The following is a 19,957-nucleotide window of genomic DNA, read 5'->3' as shown; positions in this document are numbered from 1 at the left end:
AATCAGGGGGATCGTTCATGCTTTCCGGTGTAAAAGTTGTCGAGATTTGCGGGATCGGTCCAGGCCCGTTCTGCGCGATGCACCTCGCCGATCTCGGCGCCGATGTGATTGCCGTGGAACGCGCGGCACCGGCCAACGATGCGGCGCTATCCACCGAAGGCTACGTGCTGAACCGGGGCAAGCGCTCGGTGGTTGCCGACCTGAAAACGGCCGAAGGGCGTGAGCTGGTGCTGGCACTGATCCAGGATGCCGACGCGCTGATCGAAGGCATGCGCCCCGGCGTCATGGAGCGCCTGGGGCTGGGCCCGGATGTCTGCCTGCAACGCAATCCCCGCCTGGTCTACGGGCGCATGACAGGATGGGGGCAGAGCGGCCCGATGGCGCAGGCCGCGGGGCATGACAACAACTACATCTCGCTTTCCGGCGCGCTGTACTACCACGGCACACCGGCAGAGCCGCCGTCGTCGGCCATTACCGTGGTGGGCGACGTCGGCGGTGGCGCGCTTTACCTGGCGGTGGGCCTGCTGTCAGGCATCCTCAACGCCCGCGCCACCGGAAAGGGAACCGTGGTGGATGCATCCATCGTGGATGGCTCGGCCCATATGCTGCAGCTGTTGCTGTCCACGCGCCGCAAGGGCTTCATCACCGGCGAGCGCGGCAACAATATCCACGATGCCTCTCATTTCTATTCGACCTACCGCTGCGCGGACGGGAAGTTCGTCACGCTCGGCTCGATCGAGCCGCAGTTCTACGCGCTGCTGCTGGAAAAGCTGGGCCTGACCGAGGATCCGCGCTTCGCCCGGCAATGGGACCGCGAGCGTTGGCCGGAGCTGCATCGGCACTTCGAAGAACTCTTTGCCACCAGGACTCGCGCGCAATGGTGCGCTCTGCTGGAAAACACCGACGTCTGTTTCGGCCCGGTGCTGAGCCCGGAAGAGGCCGCCGGGCATCCGCACCTTGCCGCGCGGGGCGTCTACTTCGAAGCGGAGGGCCATCTGCAGGCTGCCCCCGCGCCGCGCTTCGATGGCAAGGCCATGGCGGCGGGCGCGATTCCACGGCGCGGCCAGCACACTGGCGAGATTATGGCCGCAACAAACGCCAGCCACCCCAGCGGCATCTGGAAGACCGGCTGATTGTTGATGCGCTGGCCAGGCCAAGAGCCGGCCGGCGCGGTTGCGCGCTGGCCGATGGCCATGACGTCTCGGCTTCCACCGCGGCATGACCGCGGGCTGCTGCTTCCCGAAATTTCCCACTCGATCCTGAACGGTGCCTTGACGGCTCCGCGCTATGCCGCGTCTGCTGCTGTCGACGCGATGCCATGGCATGGCAGGCGGCGAGTGCGGCTGCACGTTCCCGCGTGAGGCACTTTCGCGAGAAAACATAAGGTTTTCTTATCAAATCGGGATGAATTTCTAACTGGAAGCTCTCGTGCCAGGAGGCCATCATGCAGCAGTCAGACACGCTTCGAATCCACGTACGAGCCAGCATGCGATGGCCACAAGGGCAGAAGATGGCAGAGAACAATATCACTCAGGACGCAACGATTTCAGGCGCACGTCCTTTGACGTCAGGCGCCGAACGCAACCGTGAGCACATGCTGGCGATGCTGGGCCAGGTGCGGGAACTGGAGCAACGGACGGTCAGAAAATCTGCAAGGGCGGCAGATTCATTTCATGCCCGAGGCAAGCTGTTGCCACGGGAGCGGCTGGCGCACCTGCTGGACGCCGACCGCCCGTTCTTTGAACTCATGACCCTGGCCGGGTATTGCGGCCTCGAAGATCCGGACCCGGCCACCAGCGTACCCGGTGCGGCACTCATAGTCGGCATCGGCTATATCGAGGGGGTGCGCTGCATGATCGCGGTAAACGACTCGGGCATCAGCGCCGGTGCGATGCAGGCGCTGACCGGCCAGAAGCTGATTCGGGCGCAGGAGATTGCGCTTGCCCAGAAGCTGCCATTTGTCCAGTTGGTCGAAAGCGCGGGGGGGAACCTGCGCAAATACCGGGTCGAACGCTTCGTCGTGGGTGGCGGCATGTTCTACAACCTGGCGCGGCTGTCCGCGGCCGGCGTGCCGGTGGTGTCTCTCATCCATGGATCTTCGGCCGCTGGTGGTGCCTATCTGCCGGGACTTTCCGACCACGTCATCATGGTGCGGCGCCAGGCCCATGCGTACCTGGCCGGGCCCTCGTTGCTGCGTGCCGCGACAGGCGAGGAGGCGAGCGATGAGGAGCTCGGTGGGGCCGACATGCACGCCAGCGTCTCCGGCCTCGCCGACCACGTCGCCGACAACGATCTTGATGGCATTGCCTGCCTGCGAGAGGTGATGGATACGATCGGTTGGCGCGATGTGCCGGGCGGCGAGAGCTGGGACGAGCCCCTTGAGCCTGCCGGGGACCTGCTGGGGCTGATGCCGGTCGACACCCGCACGCCCGTCGACATGCGCGAAGTGATTGCGCGCATTGTCGATGGATCCCGCTTCAGGGAATTCAAGGCGATGTACGGGGCTCACACCGTCTGCGGTCATGCCCGTATCCAGGGGTACCACGTGGGGATCCTGACGAACAATGGGCCGCTCGACTGCGATGGCTCCACCAAGGCGGCGCAGTTCATCCAGTCGTGCGTGCAGTTGGGCCGGCCGCTTGTCTTCCTGCAGAACATCACCGGCTTCATGGTCGGGCGCGAGCATGAGCAGGCGGGGATGATCAAGCACGGCGCCAAGCTGATCCAGGCGCTGTCCAATGCGCCGGTGCCGCGCCTGACCATATTGTGCGGTTCGTCCTTTGGCGCCGGCAACTATGGCATGTGCGGCCGCGCCTTTCGCCCCGACTTCCTTTTCTCCTGGCCGAATGCGCGCACGGCGGTCATGGGCGGCGAGCAGGCCGCCATGACCATGCGGCTGGTCGCCGAGAACGCCGCCCGCCGCAGCGGAAACTCCGCCGACGAACGGGCGATCGAGGCCGAGAGCCGCGACATCGTCGCTACCTTCGATCGTCAATCCAGCGCGATCCACACCAGCAGCCTGCTGCTCGATGACGGGATCATCGACCCGAGAGACACGCGGTCCTGGCTGGGCATGGCCCTGGCCACGGTGGAACAGGCGAAGCACCGCACCGTGCAACCGATGCAGTTCGGCGTCGCCCGCCTCTAGCCACAAGGCGGCGCTGCGCGCCGGCACCTTCGCGTGCCGGGCGGCTTGCCGCGCCCCATCCCTTCGAACCACAAGGAGACACGAAAGATGATGACCCCCGACCACATCGCGCTGCAGGATAGCGTACGCAAGCTGATCGACCGGGAGATCGAACCCCATGTCGAAAAATGGGAGGCTGACGAAATCTTTCCCGCGCACGAAGTGTTCAAGAAGCTCGGCTCGGCGGGTTATCTCGGCGTGAACAAGCCCGTGGAATTCGGCGGCATGGGGCTGGATTACTCATATGAGATTGCCTTTTGCGAGGCCATCGGCGGCATCAGCGCAGGCGGCGTCGGCATGGCCATCGCGGTGCAGACTGACATGGCAACTCCGGCGCTGGCGCGATTTGGCTCCGACGAATTGCGGGAGACCTTTCTCAAGCCGACCGTCGCGGGCGACTTCGTGGTGTGCCTGGGCGTGTCGGAAGCGGGTGCCGGTTCGGACGTGGCATCGCTGAAGACCACGGCGCGCAAGGATGGCTCCGACTATGTGATCAACGGCTCCAAGATGTGGATCACGAACGGGCTGCAAGCCGACTGGATGTGCCTGTTGGCGAACACCAGCGATGGAGATATCCACCGCAACAAGTCGCTCATCTGCCTGCCGCTGAGGGAAGGCGGGAAGCTGCGTCCCGGCATCACGATGAACAAGATCAAGAAGGTCGGCATGTGGTCTTCCGACACCGCCCAGGTATTTTTCGACGACGTTCGCGTGCCCCAGCGCTACCGCATCGGAGATGAGGGCATGGGCTTCACCTACCAGATGCGTCAGTTCCAGGAGGAGCGCCTCAGTGGCGCTACCCGCCGGGTCACCGCGCTCACCAATGCGATCAACGAAACCATTGAATACACCCGTCAGCGCAAGGCATTCGGGCGCTCGATCCTGGACAACCAGGCGGTCCATTTCCGGCTGGCTGAGCTGAAGACGGAAGTCGAGCTGCTGCGATCCGTTATCTACCGCGCGGCACAGGTGCACATGTCGGGCGGCGACATGACCGAGCTGGCATCCATGGCCAAGCTCAAGGCCGGCCGCTTGTGCCGTGAGGTGACCGATTCCTGCCTGCAGTACTGGGGCGGCATGGGCTTCACCTGGGACAACCGTGTATCGCGCGCCTGGCGGGACCTGCGGCTGATCTCCATTGGCGGGGGAGCCGACGAGATCATGCTGACGATCATCTGCAAGCACATGGGGATCCTGCCGAAACGGGCGGCCTGATCAACGGAGAGTCACATGCGCTTTGACACACTGCTTGTCGCCAACCGCGGAGAAATCGCACTGCGGGTCCTGCGCAGCGCGCGCAAGCTCGGCTTGCGCACGGTCGCCGTCTATTCGGACGCCGATGCCCGCAGCCTCCACGTGCGCGAGGCCGATCTGGCCGTGCGCATTGGACCGGCCGAGGCTGCCCGCAGCTATCGGCATGCCCATGCGCTGATCGAGGCATGCCGGCGCGCCGGAGCCCAGGCGATACATCCGGGCTATGGATTCCTGTCTGAGAACGCGGAATTCGCGCAGGCGGTCGCCGATGCGGAAATTACCTTCGTAGGGCCCTCTGCAGACGTCATTGCGTTGATGGGAAACAAGGCCCAGGCAAAACTCGCCATGCAGAAAGCCGGCGTGCCGACTGTGCCAGGAGAACAGGGCTGCGCGACCGACGAGGAGGCAATCGCTGCGGTCGAGCGTATCGGCTTCCCGGTCATCCTGAAGGCGGCGGCAGGCGGGGGCGGCCGCGGCATGCGGGTCGTGCGCGATGCCTCGACCTTGCTGGCGGCGCTGCGACAGGCGCGCTCCGAGGCGGCAGGCGCATTCGGCTCTGACGAGATCATCATCGAGCGCGCCATCGAACGGGGACGACACATCGAGATCCAGGTGCTGTGCGATGAACATGGTCGCTGCTTGCACCTCGGTGAGCGCGACTGTTCGACACAGCGGCGCTTCCAGAAGCTCATCGAGGAAGCCCCTTCGCCCGCGGTGAACGCCGAGCTGCGCCGCGCGATGGGAGAGGTCGCTGTGCGCGCCTGCGAGGCCATCGGGTACACGGGCGCCGGCACGCTCGAATTCCTGCTTGACGGAAAAGGACGCTTCTATTTCATGGAGATGAACACGCGGCTCCAGGTTGAGCACGGCGTGACAGAACTGGTCACGGGGCTGGACCTGGTGGAGCAGCAACTGCGCATTGCCCAGGGTGAGCGGCTCGCGTTCGGGCAGGAGGATGTACGCATGCGCGGCCATGCCATCGAGGTGCGGCTGTGTGCGGAGGACCCTGCGGCGGGCTTTCTGCCTCAGGTGGGCCGCGTCGACGTCTGGCGGCCGTCGCCCGACATCCGCGTTGATAGCGCGCTGCAGGACGGCATGGAGATCGGTTCCGACTACGACTCCATGGTCGGGAAGATCATGTCCTGGGGCGAGACGCGCGAGGAAAGCATCAACCGCCTGGTCCGGGCCTGCGAGCGCACGGCGCTGCTGGGCGTCCGAACGAACCTTGGCCTGCTCGCCCGCTGTCTGCGTCATTCACGCTTCGTGACCGGTGAAGTCACTACCGACTTCCTGGCGGGCGAAGACATGGGCGGCCCGGCCTGGCGAGCACAGCCGTCGGTGCATGCACGCGCCGCGGCGGCCTTGCTGCTGTCAGGCGCAGTCGGCCGCGAGTCATCTGGCATTCGCCGGCTGCCGGCTGGCCCGGCGCAGACGCGGGCGTTGTGGCTCGTGGACGCGACCCATGCGCTCAACGCAGGCGCCGCCGCGCAAGGGACGGCCAGCGCAGTCGAACTGCGGCCGTCCGATGACGGGGGCGAAGTTCTCATCAGCTTCCGGGCTGGCGCAGCGGTGCCCGCGCGCGACGGGAAGCGTTCCGAAGCGTGTGACGACGAGCCTGTCTGCAGCGTCGGCAATGTGCACTGGGCGCCGATCGCCGGCTCAGCCGGGAGACATGGCGGCACGCTCGGGTTGGCCGTCGATGGCGTGTACCGCCAGCTGCTGTGCGACTCGCCTCGGCGCGACGAATGGTGGCTGCAGGATGGCGCGGATACCTTCGTGTTCAGGCGGCTGGCGCGCTTCGAGGCCAGCGACGGCGAGACGCAGGGAGGCAGCGTGCGGGCGCCGATGAGCGGGCGCGTGATCGCCGTCATGGTGGGTGAGGGCGACGCCGTCGAGCGAGGCCAGACCCTGGCCGTCATGGAGTCCATGAAGATGGAAATGCCCCTGGCCGCGCCAAGCACGGGACGCATTGCGCGCCTGCTTGTCCAGGAGGGTATGCAGCTCAATGCCGGCCAGGTGCTGATCGAAGTCGGCACGGGCGCCGAGGAGGGTGCCATCCAAGCCCAGGAGGCGACCTGACTGCACGGAAGCCGAAACGCAGATCGGACCCGCGGGGCACGACCACAAGCACGTCCGCACACACTACAGGAGAGCATGAATGGGCCAAAACGCAAAGTCCGGCCGCGCGGTTGTCATTGGCGGCGCATCGGGATTCTGGGGCGACTCGCAGATTGCCGTCCCGCAATTGCTGCAGGAGCCGGAACTGGGCTACCTCGTCTTCGACTACCTGGCCGAGACCACCATGGCGATCCTTCAGCGAGCGCGCCTTCGGGCGCCGGAGCTGGGTTATGCAACGGATTTTGTCAGCGCGGCGCTGAGGCCCAACCTGCGGGCTCTGAAGCAGCATGGGGTGCGCCTGGTGTCCAACGCAGGCGGCCTTAACCCGGCAGGCTGCCGCGATGCCATCCTTGCCTTGGCGCGAGAGCAAGGGCTGGAGCTGAAGGTGGCGATCGTATCCGGCGACGACGTGCTGGCACTTCAGGGGAGATTCCTGCCTTGGCCCGGTGACGAGGCCGATGCCAGCCTCCCGCGGTTGATGTCGGCCAATGCCTACCTCGGTGCCCTGCCCATTGCCGAGGCACTGGACGGCGGCGCGGACATTGTCGTCACCGGCCGTTGCGTGGATAGTGCCGCGCTGCTTGGCATTGCCATCCACGAGTTCGGATGGTCGATGCAGGACTACGACCGGCTGGCGCAGGGCAGCCTTGCAGGCCACCTGGTGGAGTGCGGGGCGCAGGCCACGGGCGGGCTGTTCACGGACTGGGAGCGCGTACCGGACTGGACCAACATTGGCTACCCGCTGGTGCGCATGACAGCCGACGGCGTATTCGAGCTCTACCAGCCGTTTGACGCGGGCGGACTGGTGACGCGCCAGACCGTGGGCGAGCAGCTGCTCTACGAGATCGGTGATCCGCAGGCCTATGCGCTGCCTGATGTGGTCTGCGATTTCTCCGAGGTCCGCATCGAGGACCTGCCGGGCTTCGAAGCCAGTGGCGGCCGCGTGCGCGTCAGTGGGGCGCGGGGAAGGGCGCCCGGCGATTGCTACAAGGTGACAGCGACCTACCAGCAGGGCTACCAGATTGCACTGATGATGGCCATTCGCGGACAGCGGGCGTTGGAGAAGGCCGAGCGTACGGCGCAAGCGCTGCTGGCGCGTAGCCGCGGCCTGATGGCCAAGGCCGGCCATGCCGACTACAGCGACACCCTGGTGGAGTTGCTAGGCGCCGAATCCATGTACGGGCCGCATCGTCGCGTACGAGACAGCCGGGAGGTGGTGCTGCGCATTGCTGCCCAGCACGATGACAAGCAAGCGTTGACGTTCTTGCAGAAGGAGGCGGCGTCAGCCGGCACCTCCATGGGGCCGGGAACGCGCAGCCACTTTGGCGGGCGTTCGGATATCCAGAGTGTGATCCGCACGGCCTCGTTCCTGCTCCCCAAGCAGGAGGTGACGGTGCAATGGAGGCTGGCTGACGAGCCGGCGACAACGGTGGCGGTGCCGGCGTGTGGTGTGCCCTCGGAGCGGCCGGCAATGACTTCGCACACGCCCTGGAGACCGCCTGGGGACGAGCCGCGGCAGGACGCGCGCGGCCTCGTGCGTATTCCGCTCGGCACACTGGCGGTCGGGCGCAGCGGCGACAAAGGCAACGATGCCAACATCGGATTGATGGTGCGCGATCCTGCGTGGCTGCCTGTGGTCAGCGCGCAGGCGACGGCGCAGAGGGTACGCGACTACTTTGCGCATCTGATTGAAGGCCCGGTGAAACGCTACGAACTGCCGGAAATCGGCGCCTTCAACTTTGTACTGGAAAAGGCACTGGGTGGCGGTGGTTCCTGCAGCCTGCGTTCCGATCCGCTGGGCAAGTGCTATGCACAGATGCTGCTGGACATGGAAATCGAATGTCCCGCGGACCTTCTGCCAGAAACGGCGGCGGGGACAGCGGGGACAGCGCCCACACCTTGACCGGGCGGCAGGGCACTTTGCGACCGACAACGAACCAGGAGACATGAGCCATGCAAGCGACACAGCAACCGGACTACCAAGCTCAGAGCACCACGCGGCGGCTCGCCAAGCGACGATGCCGCGTCGCCGTGAGCGCGCTGGGTGCCATCCTGTGGGGCGCTGCAGCCAGCGCCCAGCCAACGTCCACTCCCGGCACTGATCGCATCGACAAGCCGGTGCGCATCATCGTTGCTTACGGCGCCGGCGGGGCTTCGGACAGCATCGCGCGTTTCGTGAGCGACGGACTCTCCAGGCGTGCCGGCAAGCCCGTGATCGTAGAAAACAAGTCCGGTGCTGACGGCAACATTGCAGCCGACGCTGCAGTCCGCGCGTCGACCGATGCTTACACGCTGCTGGTGTCCGGCTCATCGACGCACGCGGCAAACGCCACCATCTACCGCAAACTTCCCTATGACCCGGAAGCGGACTTCACGCCGCTGGCCACAATGGCCAGCACACCCTTCGTGTTGCTCGTGAATCCAAAGCGTGTTCACGCAGCAACGTTCAAGGAGTTCCTGGCATGGGCCAGGAAGGAGAGCAATCCGCTTTCCTTTGCGAGCGCCAACGTGGGAGGCCGTATCAGCGGGGAGTTGTTCAAGCAACGAGCAGGCGTCAAGGCAGTCAGCGTTCCGTACAAGAACAGCAGCCAGGCCATGACGGACCTGCTTGGCGGCCAGTTCGACTACTACCTGTGCGACATGGTCACCGCGCTGCCGCAGATCCAGGCCGGAACCGTGCGCGCCCTGGCAATCTCCAGCTCCGAACGAGTGCAGTCATTACCTGATGTGCCGACACTGGCGGAAAGCGGATTCCCGGACTTTGACGTCAGTTCGTGGATCGGCATCTGGAGCGCTAACGCGTCGACTCCCCAGCCTGTGGCCAGGCTGTTGTCGCGCTGGATCGCCGATACGCTGGACTCGCCCGATGGTCGTCATTTCCTCATCGGCAAGGGCCTGATTCCGGCCAAGGTTGCCCCGATGCATCTGCAGGAGTTGCAGCGGCGCGACACCAAGCTCTGGGGAAAAATCATCATTGACGCGGGAATGCAGCAGCCATGAAGCCCATAGCACGTTCAGCGCGGCGAGATCAGGCGGCTGATGCCCAGTGCGCTCTCGCTAAGCTTGTCGGTGCGCGCATAGAGCCGGTAGCTGATGGTCGGCAGCGCTGGCATGCCGGCGTGAGGGTCCAGGACCTTCAGGTCAGGGGCCAGCATCTCCACGGTGCGAGGCGTGACCCCCATGCCCGCTCGCAATGCCGCCCGGATACCCGCCAGCGTCGAGGTTTGGAAAGCGACACGCCAGGGGATGTTCGCGTCCGACAGGGACTTGATTGCCATGCTATGAAACGGACAGGCCCCCTCGATGAGCACGAGCGGTACCGGCGCGCCGGGCTGATGGTGGTATCGCGCGCCTGCGATCCAGGTTACGGGAGAGGTGCGCAGCACGACCTGATCGAACTCCGGGTTGGGCACAGGGTCAAGCATGACGACCAGGTCAATCTCGCCGCGGCGCAGGGACGAGGTCAGCCAACGGCGGCGGCCAACCTGGATGTCCACGCGCAGGCCGGGAAAAACCTCTGCACACATCTTCAGGTATTCGGGAATGAGCGAGTCGACGGCATCCGCGCAAGCTCCGACTTTCACCGGTTCGTCGAAGGCTCTCTGGGTCATGGCGCGATAAGCCTCATCGTTCAGGCCGACGATGCGACGCGCGTAGTCCAGGAGCCTGGTGCCCGCCGTGGTCAGGCGTTTGCTGCGTCCAACGCGCTCGAACAACACGCAGTCGAGCGCGGTCTCCAGCTTTTGCATCTGCTGCGACACGGCCGCCTGGGTGCGGAAGACCTGCTCTGCCGCCACAGCGAAGTTTTCTTTCTCTGCCACGGCAACGAACGTGCGAAGCAGGCCGATGTCAAGGTTGCGAAAGCTCATGTCGAATAGCGTTGCGGCTGCCGCTTGCAAGTTGTCGTGATTCCCAACATTAACATTCAGGATTGAACAGCGTGACTTCCAGCGTATCCTCCACACCCATCGAAGCTACAGGGCCGTCTGCCATCACGGACGCACCGTTCGTTCGCACCGTCGTTCACGGACCCGTTTTTCGCATCGAGCTTAACCGATCCGATGCGAGGAATCCACTGGGCGCCGACATGGTTGCGGCCTTGTCAAAGGCAGTTGATCAGGCCGAGCAAATGGATGACGTGCGGATCATCCTCTTCACCGCAGCGGGCAAGGCCTTCAGTGCTGGTGGGGATCTCGGCAATATCTCGGACCGCCTGGCGGTCAAGCCCGGCGCGGATGGCCAGGATCCCATCGCGGTGGGTAACCGGCGCTATGGCGAGTTCCTTGCCCGGCTCATCCGGTCGTCGAAGGTCACGGTGGCCTGTGTGCACGGCGCAGCCATGGGCGGAGGCGCGGGCCTTGTATGCGCGGTGGATATCGCCATCGGTTCACCCGCGGCCCGGTTCGGCTTTCCAGAGGCCGGTATTGGCCTGGTGCCCGGGCAAATCCTGCCTTTCGTCAGCGCACGCATTGGCGTTCAAGTAGCGCGCCGCCTCATGCTCACCGGTGAACGGATCGATGGCGCGGAGGCCCACCGTCTCGGGTTGCTGGATTACCTTGCCGAATCCGAGGAGGCGTTGCCTGCGCGCGTGCGGGAAATTCTGGGGTCCGTCGTTGCCACGGCACCCGCAGCCAGCGCTGCAACCAAGTGCCTTCTGACGCAGATGCGCCCACTTTCGGCACAGTCGCACGAGGCATTGACGCACTACCTGGACACTGCCTCCGTCAAGTTTGCGCAGCAGATGCGCTCCGAAGCGGTGGAAGGCGTGACAGCCGCCCGGGAGCGCAGGCCGGCGCTCTGGAACGTGGGGGCCGAACTGCCGCCGCTTGCGGCGAACTGAACCACACGCGTCGAACGTCAACTTTTCGGAGGTTGGAAATCATGGCATCGCTGGAAGGCTTGAAGGTCGTGGATCTGTCCCGCGTACTTGGTGGTCCCCTGTGTGCGCAGATCCTCGGGGATCACGGTGCCAACGTGATCAAGGTGGAAGGTCCGATGGGCGATGAGACGCGCACCTGGGGGCCGCCCTTTAATGAGGCTGGCATGGCTTCGTACTTCGCGGGCATCAATCGCAACAAGCGCACTGTGTGCCTCGACCTCGCGTTGCCGCAAGGACGCGAAGTACTGATGCAGCTGCTCACCGAAGCGGACGTGCTTATCGAGAACTTCAAGGTCGGCACCCTGGAGCGTTGGGGGATGGGGTACGACGACGTGCTCTCCTTGCGCTTTCCAAGGCTGATCCATTGTCGTGTCACGGGCTTCGGTGCGACGGGGCCGCTCGGTGGGCTGCCCGGCTACGACGCCGCGGTACAGGCGCTCGGTGGCATCATGAGCATCAACGGTGACCCGGATGGAACGGCCACGCGCGTTGGGGTGCCGATCATCGATGTGACGACTGGTCTGAGCGCCGTGATCGGGGTGTTGTTGGCCTTGCATGAGCGTGAGCGCAGCGGTAAAGGACAGTCCATTGAGTCGGCACTGTATGACAACGCTCTGTTCTCCCTATACCCACACTCCATCAACACGCTCTTCACCGCCAAGGCTCCGATGCGGTCTGGCAATGGCCATCCGAACATCGCGCCCTACGACACCTATGCCACTGCCACCGAGCCCATCTATCTCGCGGTCGGCAACAATGGCCAGTTTCAGCGGCTGTGCGAAGCGGTGGACCGAACGGAACTGGCGGTCGATGCGCGCTACGCAACCAATGCTCAGCGAGCCGTGCATCGTTTCGAGCTCAAGCGCGATCTTGAGGCCGCCTTCAGCCGCTTCGAAGCGCAGTCGCTGTTCGAACGCCTGGTGGCAGTTGGCGTGCCGTGCGGTGTCATCCACAACGTGGTCGAGGCGCTGAACCACCCGCACACGGCACACCGGGGCATGGTGGCTGAAATTGGAAAATTCAAGTCGGTCGCTTCGCCGGTCAAGCTTAGCCGCACGCCGGCAACGTACCGTGAAGCTCCGCAAGAGATCGGCGCGAGCACGGTGGAGGTGCTGCGCGAGGCGGGCCTTACGGAATCACAGATCGAAAAGCTGCTCGAGCAGGGGGTGGCGCTTCAGCGCAAGCGCACTCCGTAAGGTGCAACCCCGACAGCGGAGCCGCACACTGGCGACATCATGGCCGCACTGAAATCCGGCCATCGGTCGGAGCGATTTTTTTGCTGTTGACTGCTGCAGCGGCCTCGGCAATACCGCTCCGCTCACGGCAAAAAAATCCCCCGAGGCTGTTACTTGGGGGAGGTGCTGGTCTGTGGCCGGAGACGCTGAGTCCCGGCCACGAATTTTTTGAGGGGACACTCTTTTCTGTAGTTCCTTACATGCTGTGGTCAACGAGTCCATCGCGGTTGGTGATTCTCGCGCCATCGGTGTACACGTCGCGCCTATCCGAGACTTTCGCCCCGTCTGAATAGACGTCAAACTTTGTGGTCTTGCCCCCATCGGAATATGGGTCTCGCGGCCCCATCACGCTGGCGCCGTCAGTGTAGACATCCCGCGTCCCGATGCCGGCATAGGCGATTCCGGCACTAAGCGCCGCACCCGCCGCAGCGAGCAGTATGACTGTCTTTACCATTTTTCTTACCTCCATTTCAGGTCGTTGCAAAAACACCGAAACGATTCTTCTTTCGCTTCAGTTTGAGGGTCGCAACTTCGCACAAGTGCAATGAAATGTAGGCCTTGGCGACAAGCATATGAATCGGGCTTTTTTCCGAAAAGAGGCTAGGGGATTGCCCTAGCCGGTGGGCAGGCAGATTCAGTCCTGCATTACTGCACGGTGGCGATCGAATCCATCCGGCAACTCTTACCGCGCAAGGGAGTTCTGGCGTAGATTCATAGTAGTGTTGTGGCACCATGGTTTTGCAGCGCTTCGCCTTGCATCGATTCGGTGCAGGCTCGTGATTTGCCGCAGGTGCATGGAACATTCACTTTCGCAAGAGTGTCGTCATTCCGTTTAACCACAGAAATGACTGGATGTGACAGTGTCGGTTCCCGGGGGTTTGAAGCGAACCATGTTTATTGTCCCGCGCAACTTAAGGCTCAGACTTTTCGTCCATACCGGACTTGTCGCTTTGGCGTATTTCGCAAGTGCAAAGCTGGGACTGGCTTATGCAGTAGTGGGCGGTGCGGTGTCTCTGGTGTGGCCTGCCAGCGGCGTGGCCCTGGTTGCGCTCCTTGTCATGGGTTTCGCAGCTGCCCCGGGAATTGCCATTGGCTCCTTTTTTGCCAATATGTCGGTCGGCGTGCCACTGCCAATGGCCGCGCTGATTGGCTTCGGCGCGACGGCTGCAGCCTTGACGGCCACGTTGCTGTTGACGCGCGTGGCCCGGTTCCGGATTACCCTCGACCGCGTCAGGGACGTATTGGCCTTCATCATCCTGGCCGCGACAGTCAGCACAGCAGTGAGTGCCCTGATTGGTGCGACTGCTCTCCTTGGCGGGGGCCGGGTGTCGGCTTCCGAGTACGGCAAAGCAGTCCTGGAATGGTGGCTCGGTGACATGATGGGGGTGCTGGTAGTGGCTCCGCCCCTGCTCAGCCTGCTTGCGAGTCCTGGCCCTGTGCACTCCACAAAGCAGGCCGTGGAAGCGTGCGGACTGACCGTTGCCATGCTCTGGGCAAGTTACCTCATCTTCGGCGCTCCCGAGCTTGCCGGGCACGGCTACTACCCTTCAGCCCTGGCGATTCTTCCGTTCATCATCTGGGCGGCTCTGCGTTTCGATCACCTTGGCACCACCTTCGCAACCTTGCTGGTCTCGATCGTTGCCATCTGGGGCACCACCAACGGCACCGGTCCCTTTGCCGCAGTGTCTCCAGTGGATAGCCTTGTGAGATGGTGCGCCTTCGCGAACGTCGTGGCAGTCACCGGGCTGCTGCTGGTGGCGGCACATGCCCAGGAGAAGCGCGTCCATAGCCTGCTGCAGGCATCCCAAATCGAACTGGAGGGGCGCGTGCGGGAGCGAACCCGGGACCTGCAGCGGGCAAACCATGAACTGAAGCAGGAGATGGCGCGGCGTCGCCTGCTGGAAGCGGAGCTGATCCGGATCGGCGACCAGCAGCAGAGACTCATCGGCCGGGAGCTGCATGACGGCCTCGGGCAGCACCTCACCAGCCTGGGCTTCTACTGCACGAGCCTGAATCAAACGCTGCAGAAGCATGGCCACCCGGCTGCGGCGGACGCGGCTACCATCGTCGGACTGGTGAAGCAGGCGTCCTTGATGACTCGCAAGATTGCCCACGGCCTGGACCCGGTCGCCATGGAGTCCGGTGGCCTTGCGCTCGCCCTGCAGAGGCTGGCGCAGACGACCTGCGCGCTGGATGGCATTGACTGCACGCTGCGCATCGGGTCGGACGTGGACTCGCTCGATCCGCCGATGCAGATCAACCTCTATCGTGCGGCGCAGGAAGCCGTGAACAACGCGCTGAAATACAGCCAGGGACACCACATCGGGATCGACCTTGAGCGCGAAGGCGGGATGCAGCGGCTTTCCATCAGTGACGACGGGGTGGGGGTGGACCCGGAGCAAATGGAGCGTGCCTCGGGACTGGGACTTCACAACCTGCGTCACCGGGCGAGCCTCCTGGGCGGCTCCTGCACGATCACCCGCAATGCTCTGGGCGGCACCACGGTTGCCATCAGCTATCCGATACCAGAGAGTCCGGGCCATGCAACAGAAGCCATCTAGCCCGGGCCGCGCAACCCAGATCCTGATCGTGGATGACCACCCCATCATCCGCGAGGGGTTAAGCCAAATGCTGAATCTGCATGAGGACCTGCACGTCTGCTGTGCGGCCGGCAGTGCCGAAGAGGCTCTGGCGTTGATGGCCTGCCAGCCTGACGTGGCCGTTGTCGACCTCAGCCTGCACTCGAACTCCGGCCTGGATCTTGTCAGGATGCTGCGGCAACACTATCCAAGGCTGGCAATCCTTGTCCTCAGCATGCATGACGAAACGCTGTTTGCCGAACGCGCACTGCGCGCAGGCGCCAACGGGTATCTGATGAAACTCGAGGCCACGGAGCATATTGTGAATGCCATCCGCGAGGTGCTGGCAGGCAATGTCTACCTGAGCGCCGCCATGCATGACAAGCTGGCGCGGGCCCTGAAGGCTCCTCAAAGAACCCGCGCGGGCTCGATCGCAAGCTTGTCGGAACGGGAGTTCGAAGTCCTGCACCTGATCGGGCTTGGCTTCAGCACCCGCCAGATCGCCGGGAAACTGAATCGCAGCGTCAAGACCATCGAGGCGCATCAGGCCAACATCAAGGAAAAGCTGGACATCCCCAACGGCAAGGAGTTGATGCGCTTCGCGATTCAGTGGATCGAGAGCCAATAGGGGTTGAGTTGCTTTCGCCTGCTTGAACGCTCGACTGCTCGCGGCCCTGGGCCGGACGGAAGCCTGGTAGCGCGTGTCAAGGGCGGGGAACGTCCCACATAAGCTGCGTTCAGATCTGAAGTGAAGATCGATTTAGCTGGCCCGGGCCCGCACCGCAGTCCGCCTCTGGTGCCGCAGCGAATCTCGTTAGTCTCTTTTTCCCCCGAACGGGGCGTTCCGCCCATGGCGGAATTTGCATACACTCGCCCACTCCGTGGACCAACGGCCAGCACAGGCGGTCCATCGTGATCTGTGGGCCGTCGGTGGGGATTCCACAGGGGGCGGCGCGGGCCCGGGGTTTGGGCGCTTCTGTCCCTTTCCGGTCGTTCAACCGATAGATTCGAATACACGCCTGGCGGCCCGGACGCCGGAAAACAACCTGCTGCGTTTACTTCCCAAACTCACTGAACCTGGCCGCCAGGAATTCCACGAACAGCCGGATCCGGGACGACAGCTGGTGCCGCTGCTGGTAGACGGCATAGATGTCCGCCTCGGGCGTCGCGTATTGCGGCAGTACCTGCACCAGGCGGCCACTGCGCAGGAACCGCTCGATGTCCCACTCGGCGCGCATCAGGATGCCGTGGCCTTGCAGCGCCCAGTTGACCGCGATCTCGCCGTCATTGGTGGTGAGGTTGCCGCGCACATGGACCGATTCGGTCCGCGCCTTGGTCCCTTTGCCTGAGGTCAGGCGCCACACGCCATAGGCGTCGCTGCCCTGGCGGATGCCGATGCAGTTGTGCTGGCGCAGGTCGGCGGGCGTGTGCGGGGTGCCGTGGCTGCGCAGGTACTTGGGCGAGGCGCACAGCAGGCGCCGGTTCGGCGCCAGCTTCCGGGCCACGATGCGGGCGTCGGGCGGCTGGCCGAAGCGGACGCAGACGTCGAAGGCATCTTCGGTCAGCGGCGGCGGGTCGGCGGACAGCTGGAGCTGGACATCGACCTCGGGGTAGGTGGCGACATACTCGGAAATCACCGGCGCCACATGCATGCGCCCGAACCCCAGCGTGGCATTGACCCGCAGCAGGCCGCTCGGCCGGCCCTTTGAGCGGGTCAGGATCTGGTCCAGGTCGTCGATCTCGCTGAGGATGCGCCGCGCGTGCTCGAGGTAGACCTCGCCCTCCGGCGTCAGGCTCATGCGCCGCGTGGTGCGCGTCACCAGCGGCATGCCGATGCGCGCTTCCATCTGCGCCAGCCGCTTGCTGACCGCGGCGGTAGTGATCCCAAGGTCGCGCGCGGCCGCGCTCAGGCTGCCTGCCGTGGCCACCGACGTGAAGAATCCCAGTTCTGACGGTTGGATGCCGGACGATAGCGCCATTCCATCTTTAATTTCAGGTTAACAATGGTTTAACTCTACAAGCGATCCAAAACCTTGTCCACGGCCCAGAATCCGCCCCATGCACTCAACTCGTACTTGAATCGATCTGGACCAGGAGACACGGATGAAGACGTACCGCATTGCAACGATCCCCGGCGATGGCATTGGCAAGGAGGTGGTGCCGGCCGGCCGTGAAGTGATGGAGGCGCTGGCGGCTGCCGGTGCTGACTTCCGCTTTGAGTTCGAAGACTTCGACTGGGGTGGCGACTACTATCGCCAGCACGGCGTGATGATGCCCGCCGACGGCCTGGATGCGCTGCGCGACAAGGATGCCATCCTGTTCGGCTCCGCCGGCGACCCGCATATTCCCGATCACATCACGCTCTGGGGCCTGCGCCTGAAGATCTGCCAGGGCTTCGACCAGTACGCCAACGTGCGCCCGACGCGCATCCTGCCCGGCATCGATGCGCCGCTCAAGCGCTGCGCCGCGGAAGACCTGAACTGGGTGATCGTGCGCGAGAACTCGGAAGGCGAGTATTCGGGCGTGGGCGGCCGCGTGCACCAGGGCCACCCGATCGAGGCGGCCACCGACGTCAGCATGATGACCCGCGTAGGGGTGGAGCGCATCCTGCGCTTTGCCTTCAAGCTGGCCCAGTCGCGTCCGCGCAAGCTGCTGACGGTGATCACCAAATCCAACGCGCAGCGTCACGCCATGGTGATGTGGGATGAGGTGGCCGTGCAGGTGGCCAGGGACTTCCCGGACGTTACCTGGGACAAGGAACTCGTCGATGCGGCCACGGCGCGCATGGTGAACCGTCCGGCCTCGCTGGACACCATCGTCGCCACCAACCTGCATGCCGACATCCTGAGCGACCTGGCGGCGGCGCTGGCTGGCAGCCTGGGCATCGCCCCGACCGGCAATATCGATCCGGAGCGCCGCTACCCGTCGATGTTCGAGCCCATCCACGGCTCGGCCTTCGACATCATGGGCAAGGGCCTGGCCAACCCGGTAGGCACCTTCTGGTCGGTGGTCATGCTGCTGGAACACCTGGGCGAAAACGAGGCGGCGCAGCGCGTGATGCAGGCCGTCGAAGCCGTCACCGCCAACCCCGCGCTGCACACCGGCGACCTGGGCGGCAAGGCGACTACCGCTGAAGTGACCAGGGCGGTGTGCGACCTGCTTGCCGCTGGCCAGCAAGCGAAGGCCGCCTGAGCGCAAGGGCCGTTTCGTGAGCCTGCAATTTTCCGAGCCCAACGTGTTGCTGCGGCGCATGTTCGATGCGGCGGTCGCAGCCGGCCAGCCGGCCAGGACCCTGGCGCGGCACCTGCCGCCGCCGCCGCGCGGACGCACCGTCGTCATTGGCGCGGGCAAGGCCTCGGCGGCGATGGCGAGCGCGCTGGAAGCGGCATGGCCCGGGCCGCTTGAAGGCCTGGTGGTTACCCGCTACGGCTATGCGGTGCCGTGCTCGCGCATCGAGATCGTGGAGGCCGCTCACCCCGTGCCGGACGATGCCGGGCTGGCCGCTTCGCAGCGCATGCTGGCGATGGTGGCGGGCCTGGCCGAGGACGACCTGGTGATCTGCCTGGTCTCCGGCGGCGGATCGTCGCTGCTGCCGCTGCCGCTTGCCGGCATTACGCTCGACGACAAGCAGCGCGTCAATCGCGCGCTGCTGAAGTCCGGCGCCACGATTTCGGAGATGAATTGCGTGCGCCGGCACCTGTCCGCCATCAAGGGCGGCCGGCTGGCAGCCGCATGCTATCCGGCGCGCGTGCTGAACCTGCTGGTTTCCGATGTGCCGGGCGATGACCCCATCGATATCGCCTCTGGCCCGACCGTGCCTGACCCGACCACGCGCGCCGATGCGCTGGCCATCGTCAAGCAGTATGCGATCGACCTTCCGCCCAATGTGATGGCAGTGCTGGCGTCCGACGCGGCCGAGACGCTCAAGTCCGGCGCCCCGCGCCTGCCGCGCATCCGCACCGAGTTCATCGCCACGCCCCGGCTGGCGCTGGAAGCGGCGGCGCAGGTGGGCCGCGACGCAGGCTTCGCCGTGCACGTGCTGGGCGACGCCATCGAAGGTGAGGCCCGCGATGTCGGCAAGGTCATGGGCGGTATCGCGCTGGCAGCCGCCAGGCATGGCCAGCTGTTTGCGGCACCGTGCGTGCTGCTGTCCGGCGGCGAGACCACGGTCACAGTGCGGGGCGCGGGCAGGGGCGGCAGGAACGTGGAGTTACTGCTGTCGCTGTCGCTGACGCTGCGCGGCGAACCCGGCATTCATGCGATTGCGGGCGACACCGACGGCGTCGACGGCCAGGAAGAGATCGCGGGTGCCGTGATCGGCCCCGACACGCTGGAACGTGCCTGGCGCGCCGGACTGCGTCCGCAGGATGCGCTGGCCGCCAACGACGGCCATGGATTTTTCGAGGCGCTGGGGGATGCCGTCATCACCGGCCCCACGCTGACCAACGTCAACGACTTTCGCGCGATCTTGCTGACGCGCGCCTCTGGAGCCTGCGGTGCTCTGCCATGAAGTGGTGGATGTGCTGGAGATGACCAACCTGGCCAGCCACACCGTGCTGAAGGAGCAGTTCGGCGTGGCCGGCAGCAGATCGTCATCTCGGCCGGCCTGCCGTTCACCGTGGCCGGCACCGCCAACCTGCTGCGCATCGCGCAGGTCCAGCAGGCAGACATCAGGGGGCCAAGGCGCTATCAAGCACTAATCAGC

General features: G+C 64.7%; 15 protein-coding genes and 1 pseudogene. 13 read left to right on the top strand and 3 right to left on the bottom strand.

What is annotated here, in order from left to right:
• The first annotated feature begins 17 nt into the window (after positions 1-17).
• The 6 genes from AC3WRR_RS08595 (at position 18) to AC3WRR_RS08570 (ending at position 9,559) form a co-directional block, all read left to right on the top strand.
• On the top strand, positions 18-1,133 hold the full coding sequence (locus AC3WRR_RS08595; RefSeq protein WP_037024070.1) for a CaiB/BaiF CoA transferase family protein: 1,116 nt from the start codon (positions 18-20) through the stop codon (positions 1,131-1,133).
• Between the two features lie 461 nt (positions 1,134-1,594).
• On the top strand, positions 1,595-3,148 hold the full coding sequence (locus tag AC3WRR_RS08590) for an acyl-CoA carboxylase subunit beta (protein WP_492296732.1): 1,554 nt from the start codon (positions 1,595-1,597) through the stop codon (positions 3,146-3,148).
• Positions 3,149-3,235: 87 nt separating this feature from the next.
• A complete protein-coding gene (locus tag AC3WRR_RS08585; RefSeq protein ID WP_010810601.1) occupies positions 3,236-4,402 on the top strand; it encodes an acyl-CoA dehydrogenase family protein in 1,167 nt (388 codons plus the stop codon).
• A gap of 15 nt (positions 4,403-4,417) precedes the next feature.
• On the top strand, positions 4,418-6,520 hold the full coding sequence (locus tag AC3WRR_RS08580; protein ID WP_492296683.1) for an acetyl/propionyl/methylcrotonyl-CoA carboxylase subunit alpha: 2,103 nt from the start codon (positions 4,418-4,420) through the stop codon (positions 6,518-6,520).
• Positions 6,521-6,599: 79 nt separating this feature from the next.
• A complete protein-coding gene (locus AC3WRR_RS08575; RefSeq protein WP_492296681.1) occupies positions 6,600-8,462 on the top strand; it encodes an acyclic terpene utilization AtuA family protein in 1,863 nt (620 codons plus the stop codon).
• A 50-nt stretch (positions 8,463-8,512) separates the two neighbouring features.
• Positions 8,513-9,559, top strand: a complete 1,047-nt coding sequence (locus AC3WRR_RS08570; protein WP_492296679.1) for a Bug family tripartite tricarboxylate transporter substrate binding protein — start codon at positions 8,513-8,515, stop codon at positions 9,557-9,559.
• A 14-nt stretch (positions 9,560-9,573) separates the two neighbouring features.
• On the opposite strand, the gene AC3WRR_RS08565 is transcribed toward AC3WRR_RS08570, so the two are convergent.
• Entirely contained in the window at positions 9,574-10,428 is an 855-nt protein-coding gene (locus AC3WRR_RS08565; RefSeq protein WP_010810605.1) for a LysR substrate-binding domain-containing protein, read from the bottom strand.
• A gap of 71 nt (positions 10,429-10,499) precedes the next feature.
• On the opposite strand from AC3WRR_RS08565, the gene AC3WRR_RS08560 reads away from it, so the two are divergent.
• Together AC3WRR_RS08560 and AC3WRR_RS08555 are read left to right on the top strand one after the other, a co-directional pair.
• Positions 10,500-11,399 (top strand): enoyl-CoA hydratase/isomerase family protein, encoded by a 900-nt coding sequence (locus AC3WRR_RS08560; RefSeq protein WP_492296677.1) that lies wholly within the window; start codon positions 10,500-10,502, stop codon positions 11,397-11,399.
• Between the two features lie 41 nt (positions 11,400-11,440).
• Positions 11,441-12,634, top strand: coding sequence for a CaiB/BaiF CoA transferase family protein (locus tag AC3WRR_RS08555; RefSeq protein ID WP_439670646.1), 1,194 nt, complete (start codon positions 11,441-11,443; stop codon positions 12,632-12,634).
• A gap of 235 nt (positions 12,635-12,869) precedes the next feature.
• Here AC3WRR_RS08555 and AC3WRR_RS08550 read toward each other — a convergent pair whose 3' ends face one another.
• On the bottom strand, positions 12,870-13,127 hold the full coding sequence (locus AC3WRR_RS08550) for a hypothetical protein (protein ID WP_010810608.1): 258 nt from the start codon (positions 13,125-13,127) through the stop codon (positions 12,870-12,872).
• Between the two features lie 436 nt (positions 13,128-13,563).
• Here AC3WRR_RS08550 and AC3WRR_RS08545 point away from each other — a divergent pair, with 436 nt between their 5' ends.
• Positions 13,564-15,234, top strand: coding sequence for an MASE1 domain-containing protein (locus AC3WRR_RS08545; protein WP_492296674.1), 1,671 nt, complete (start codon positions 13,564-13,566; stop codon positions 15,232-15,234).
• Positions 15,215-15,880 (top strand): response regulator, encoded by a 666-nt coding sequence (locus tag AC3WRR_RS08540; RefSeq protein WP_492296672.1) that lies wholly within the window; start codon positions 15,215-15,217, stop codon positions 15,878-15,880. Before AC3WRR_RS08545 ends, AC3WRR_RS08540 begins: the two co-directional genes overlap by 20 nt.
• 427 nt (positions 15,881-16,307) lie before the next feature.
• Here AC3WRR_RS08540 and AC3WRR_RS08535 read toward each other — a convergent pair whose 3' ends face one another.
• On the bottom strand, positions 16,308-17,231 hold the full coding sequence (locus AC3WRR_RS08535) for a LysR family transcriptional regulator (RefSeq protein WP_010810611.1): 924 nt from the start codon (positions 17,229-17,231) through the stop codon (positions 16,308-16,310).
• 124 nt (positions 17,232-17,355) lie between these two features.
• Between AC3WRR_RS08535 and AC3WRR_RS08530 the strand changes: the two genes are divergently transcribed.
• The 3 genes and pseudogenes from AC3WRR_RS08530 to AC3WRR_RS08520 all read left to right on the top strand — a co-directional run.
• Complete coding sequence (locus AC3WRR_RS08530) at positions 17,356-18,444, top strand: tartrate dehydrogenase (RefSeq protein WP_010810612.1); 1,089 nt, start codon at positions 17,356-17,358, stop codon at positions 18,442-18,444.
• Positions 18,445-18,502: 58 nt separating this feature from the next.
• Entirely contained in the window at positions 18,503-19,762 is a 1,260-nt protein-coding gene (locus AC3WRR_RS08525) for a glycerate kinase type-2 family protein (protein WP_051398530.1), read from the top strand.
• Positions 19,746-19,912 (top strand): annotated as a pseudogene (locus AC3WRR_RS08520) (pyruvate kinase); the annotation flags it as partial. The gene AC3WRR_RS08525 and the pseudogene AC3WRR_RS08520, both read left to right, overlap by 17 nt.
• Positions 19,913-19,957 lie beyond the last annotated feature (45 nt).

This window comes from Cupriavidus sp. FW305-3-2-15-C-LB2 (genome assembly GCF_058787575.1).
This window is presented reverse-complemented; position numbering and strand designations above follow the sequence as displayed.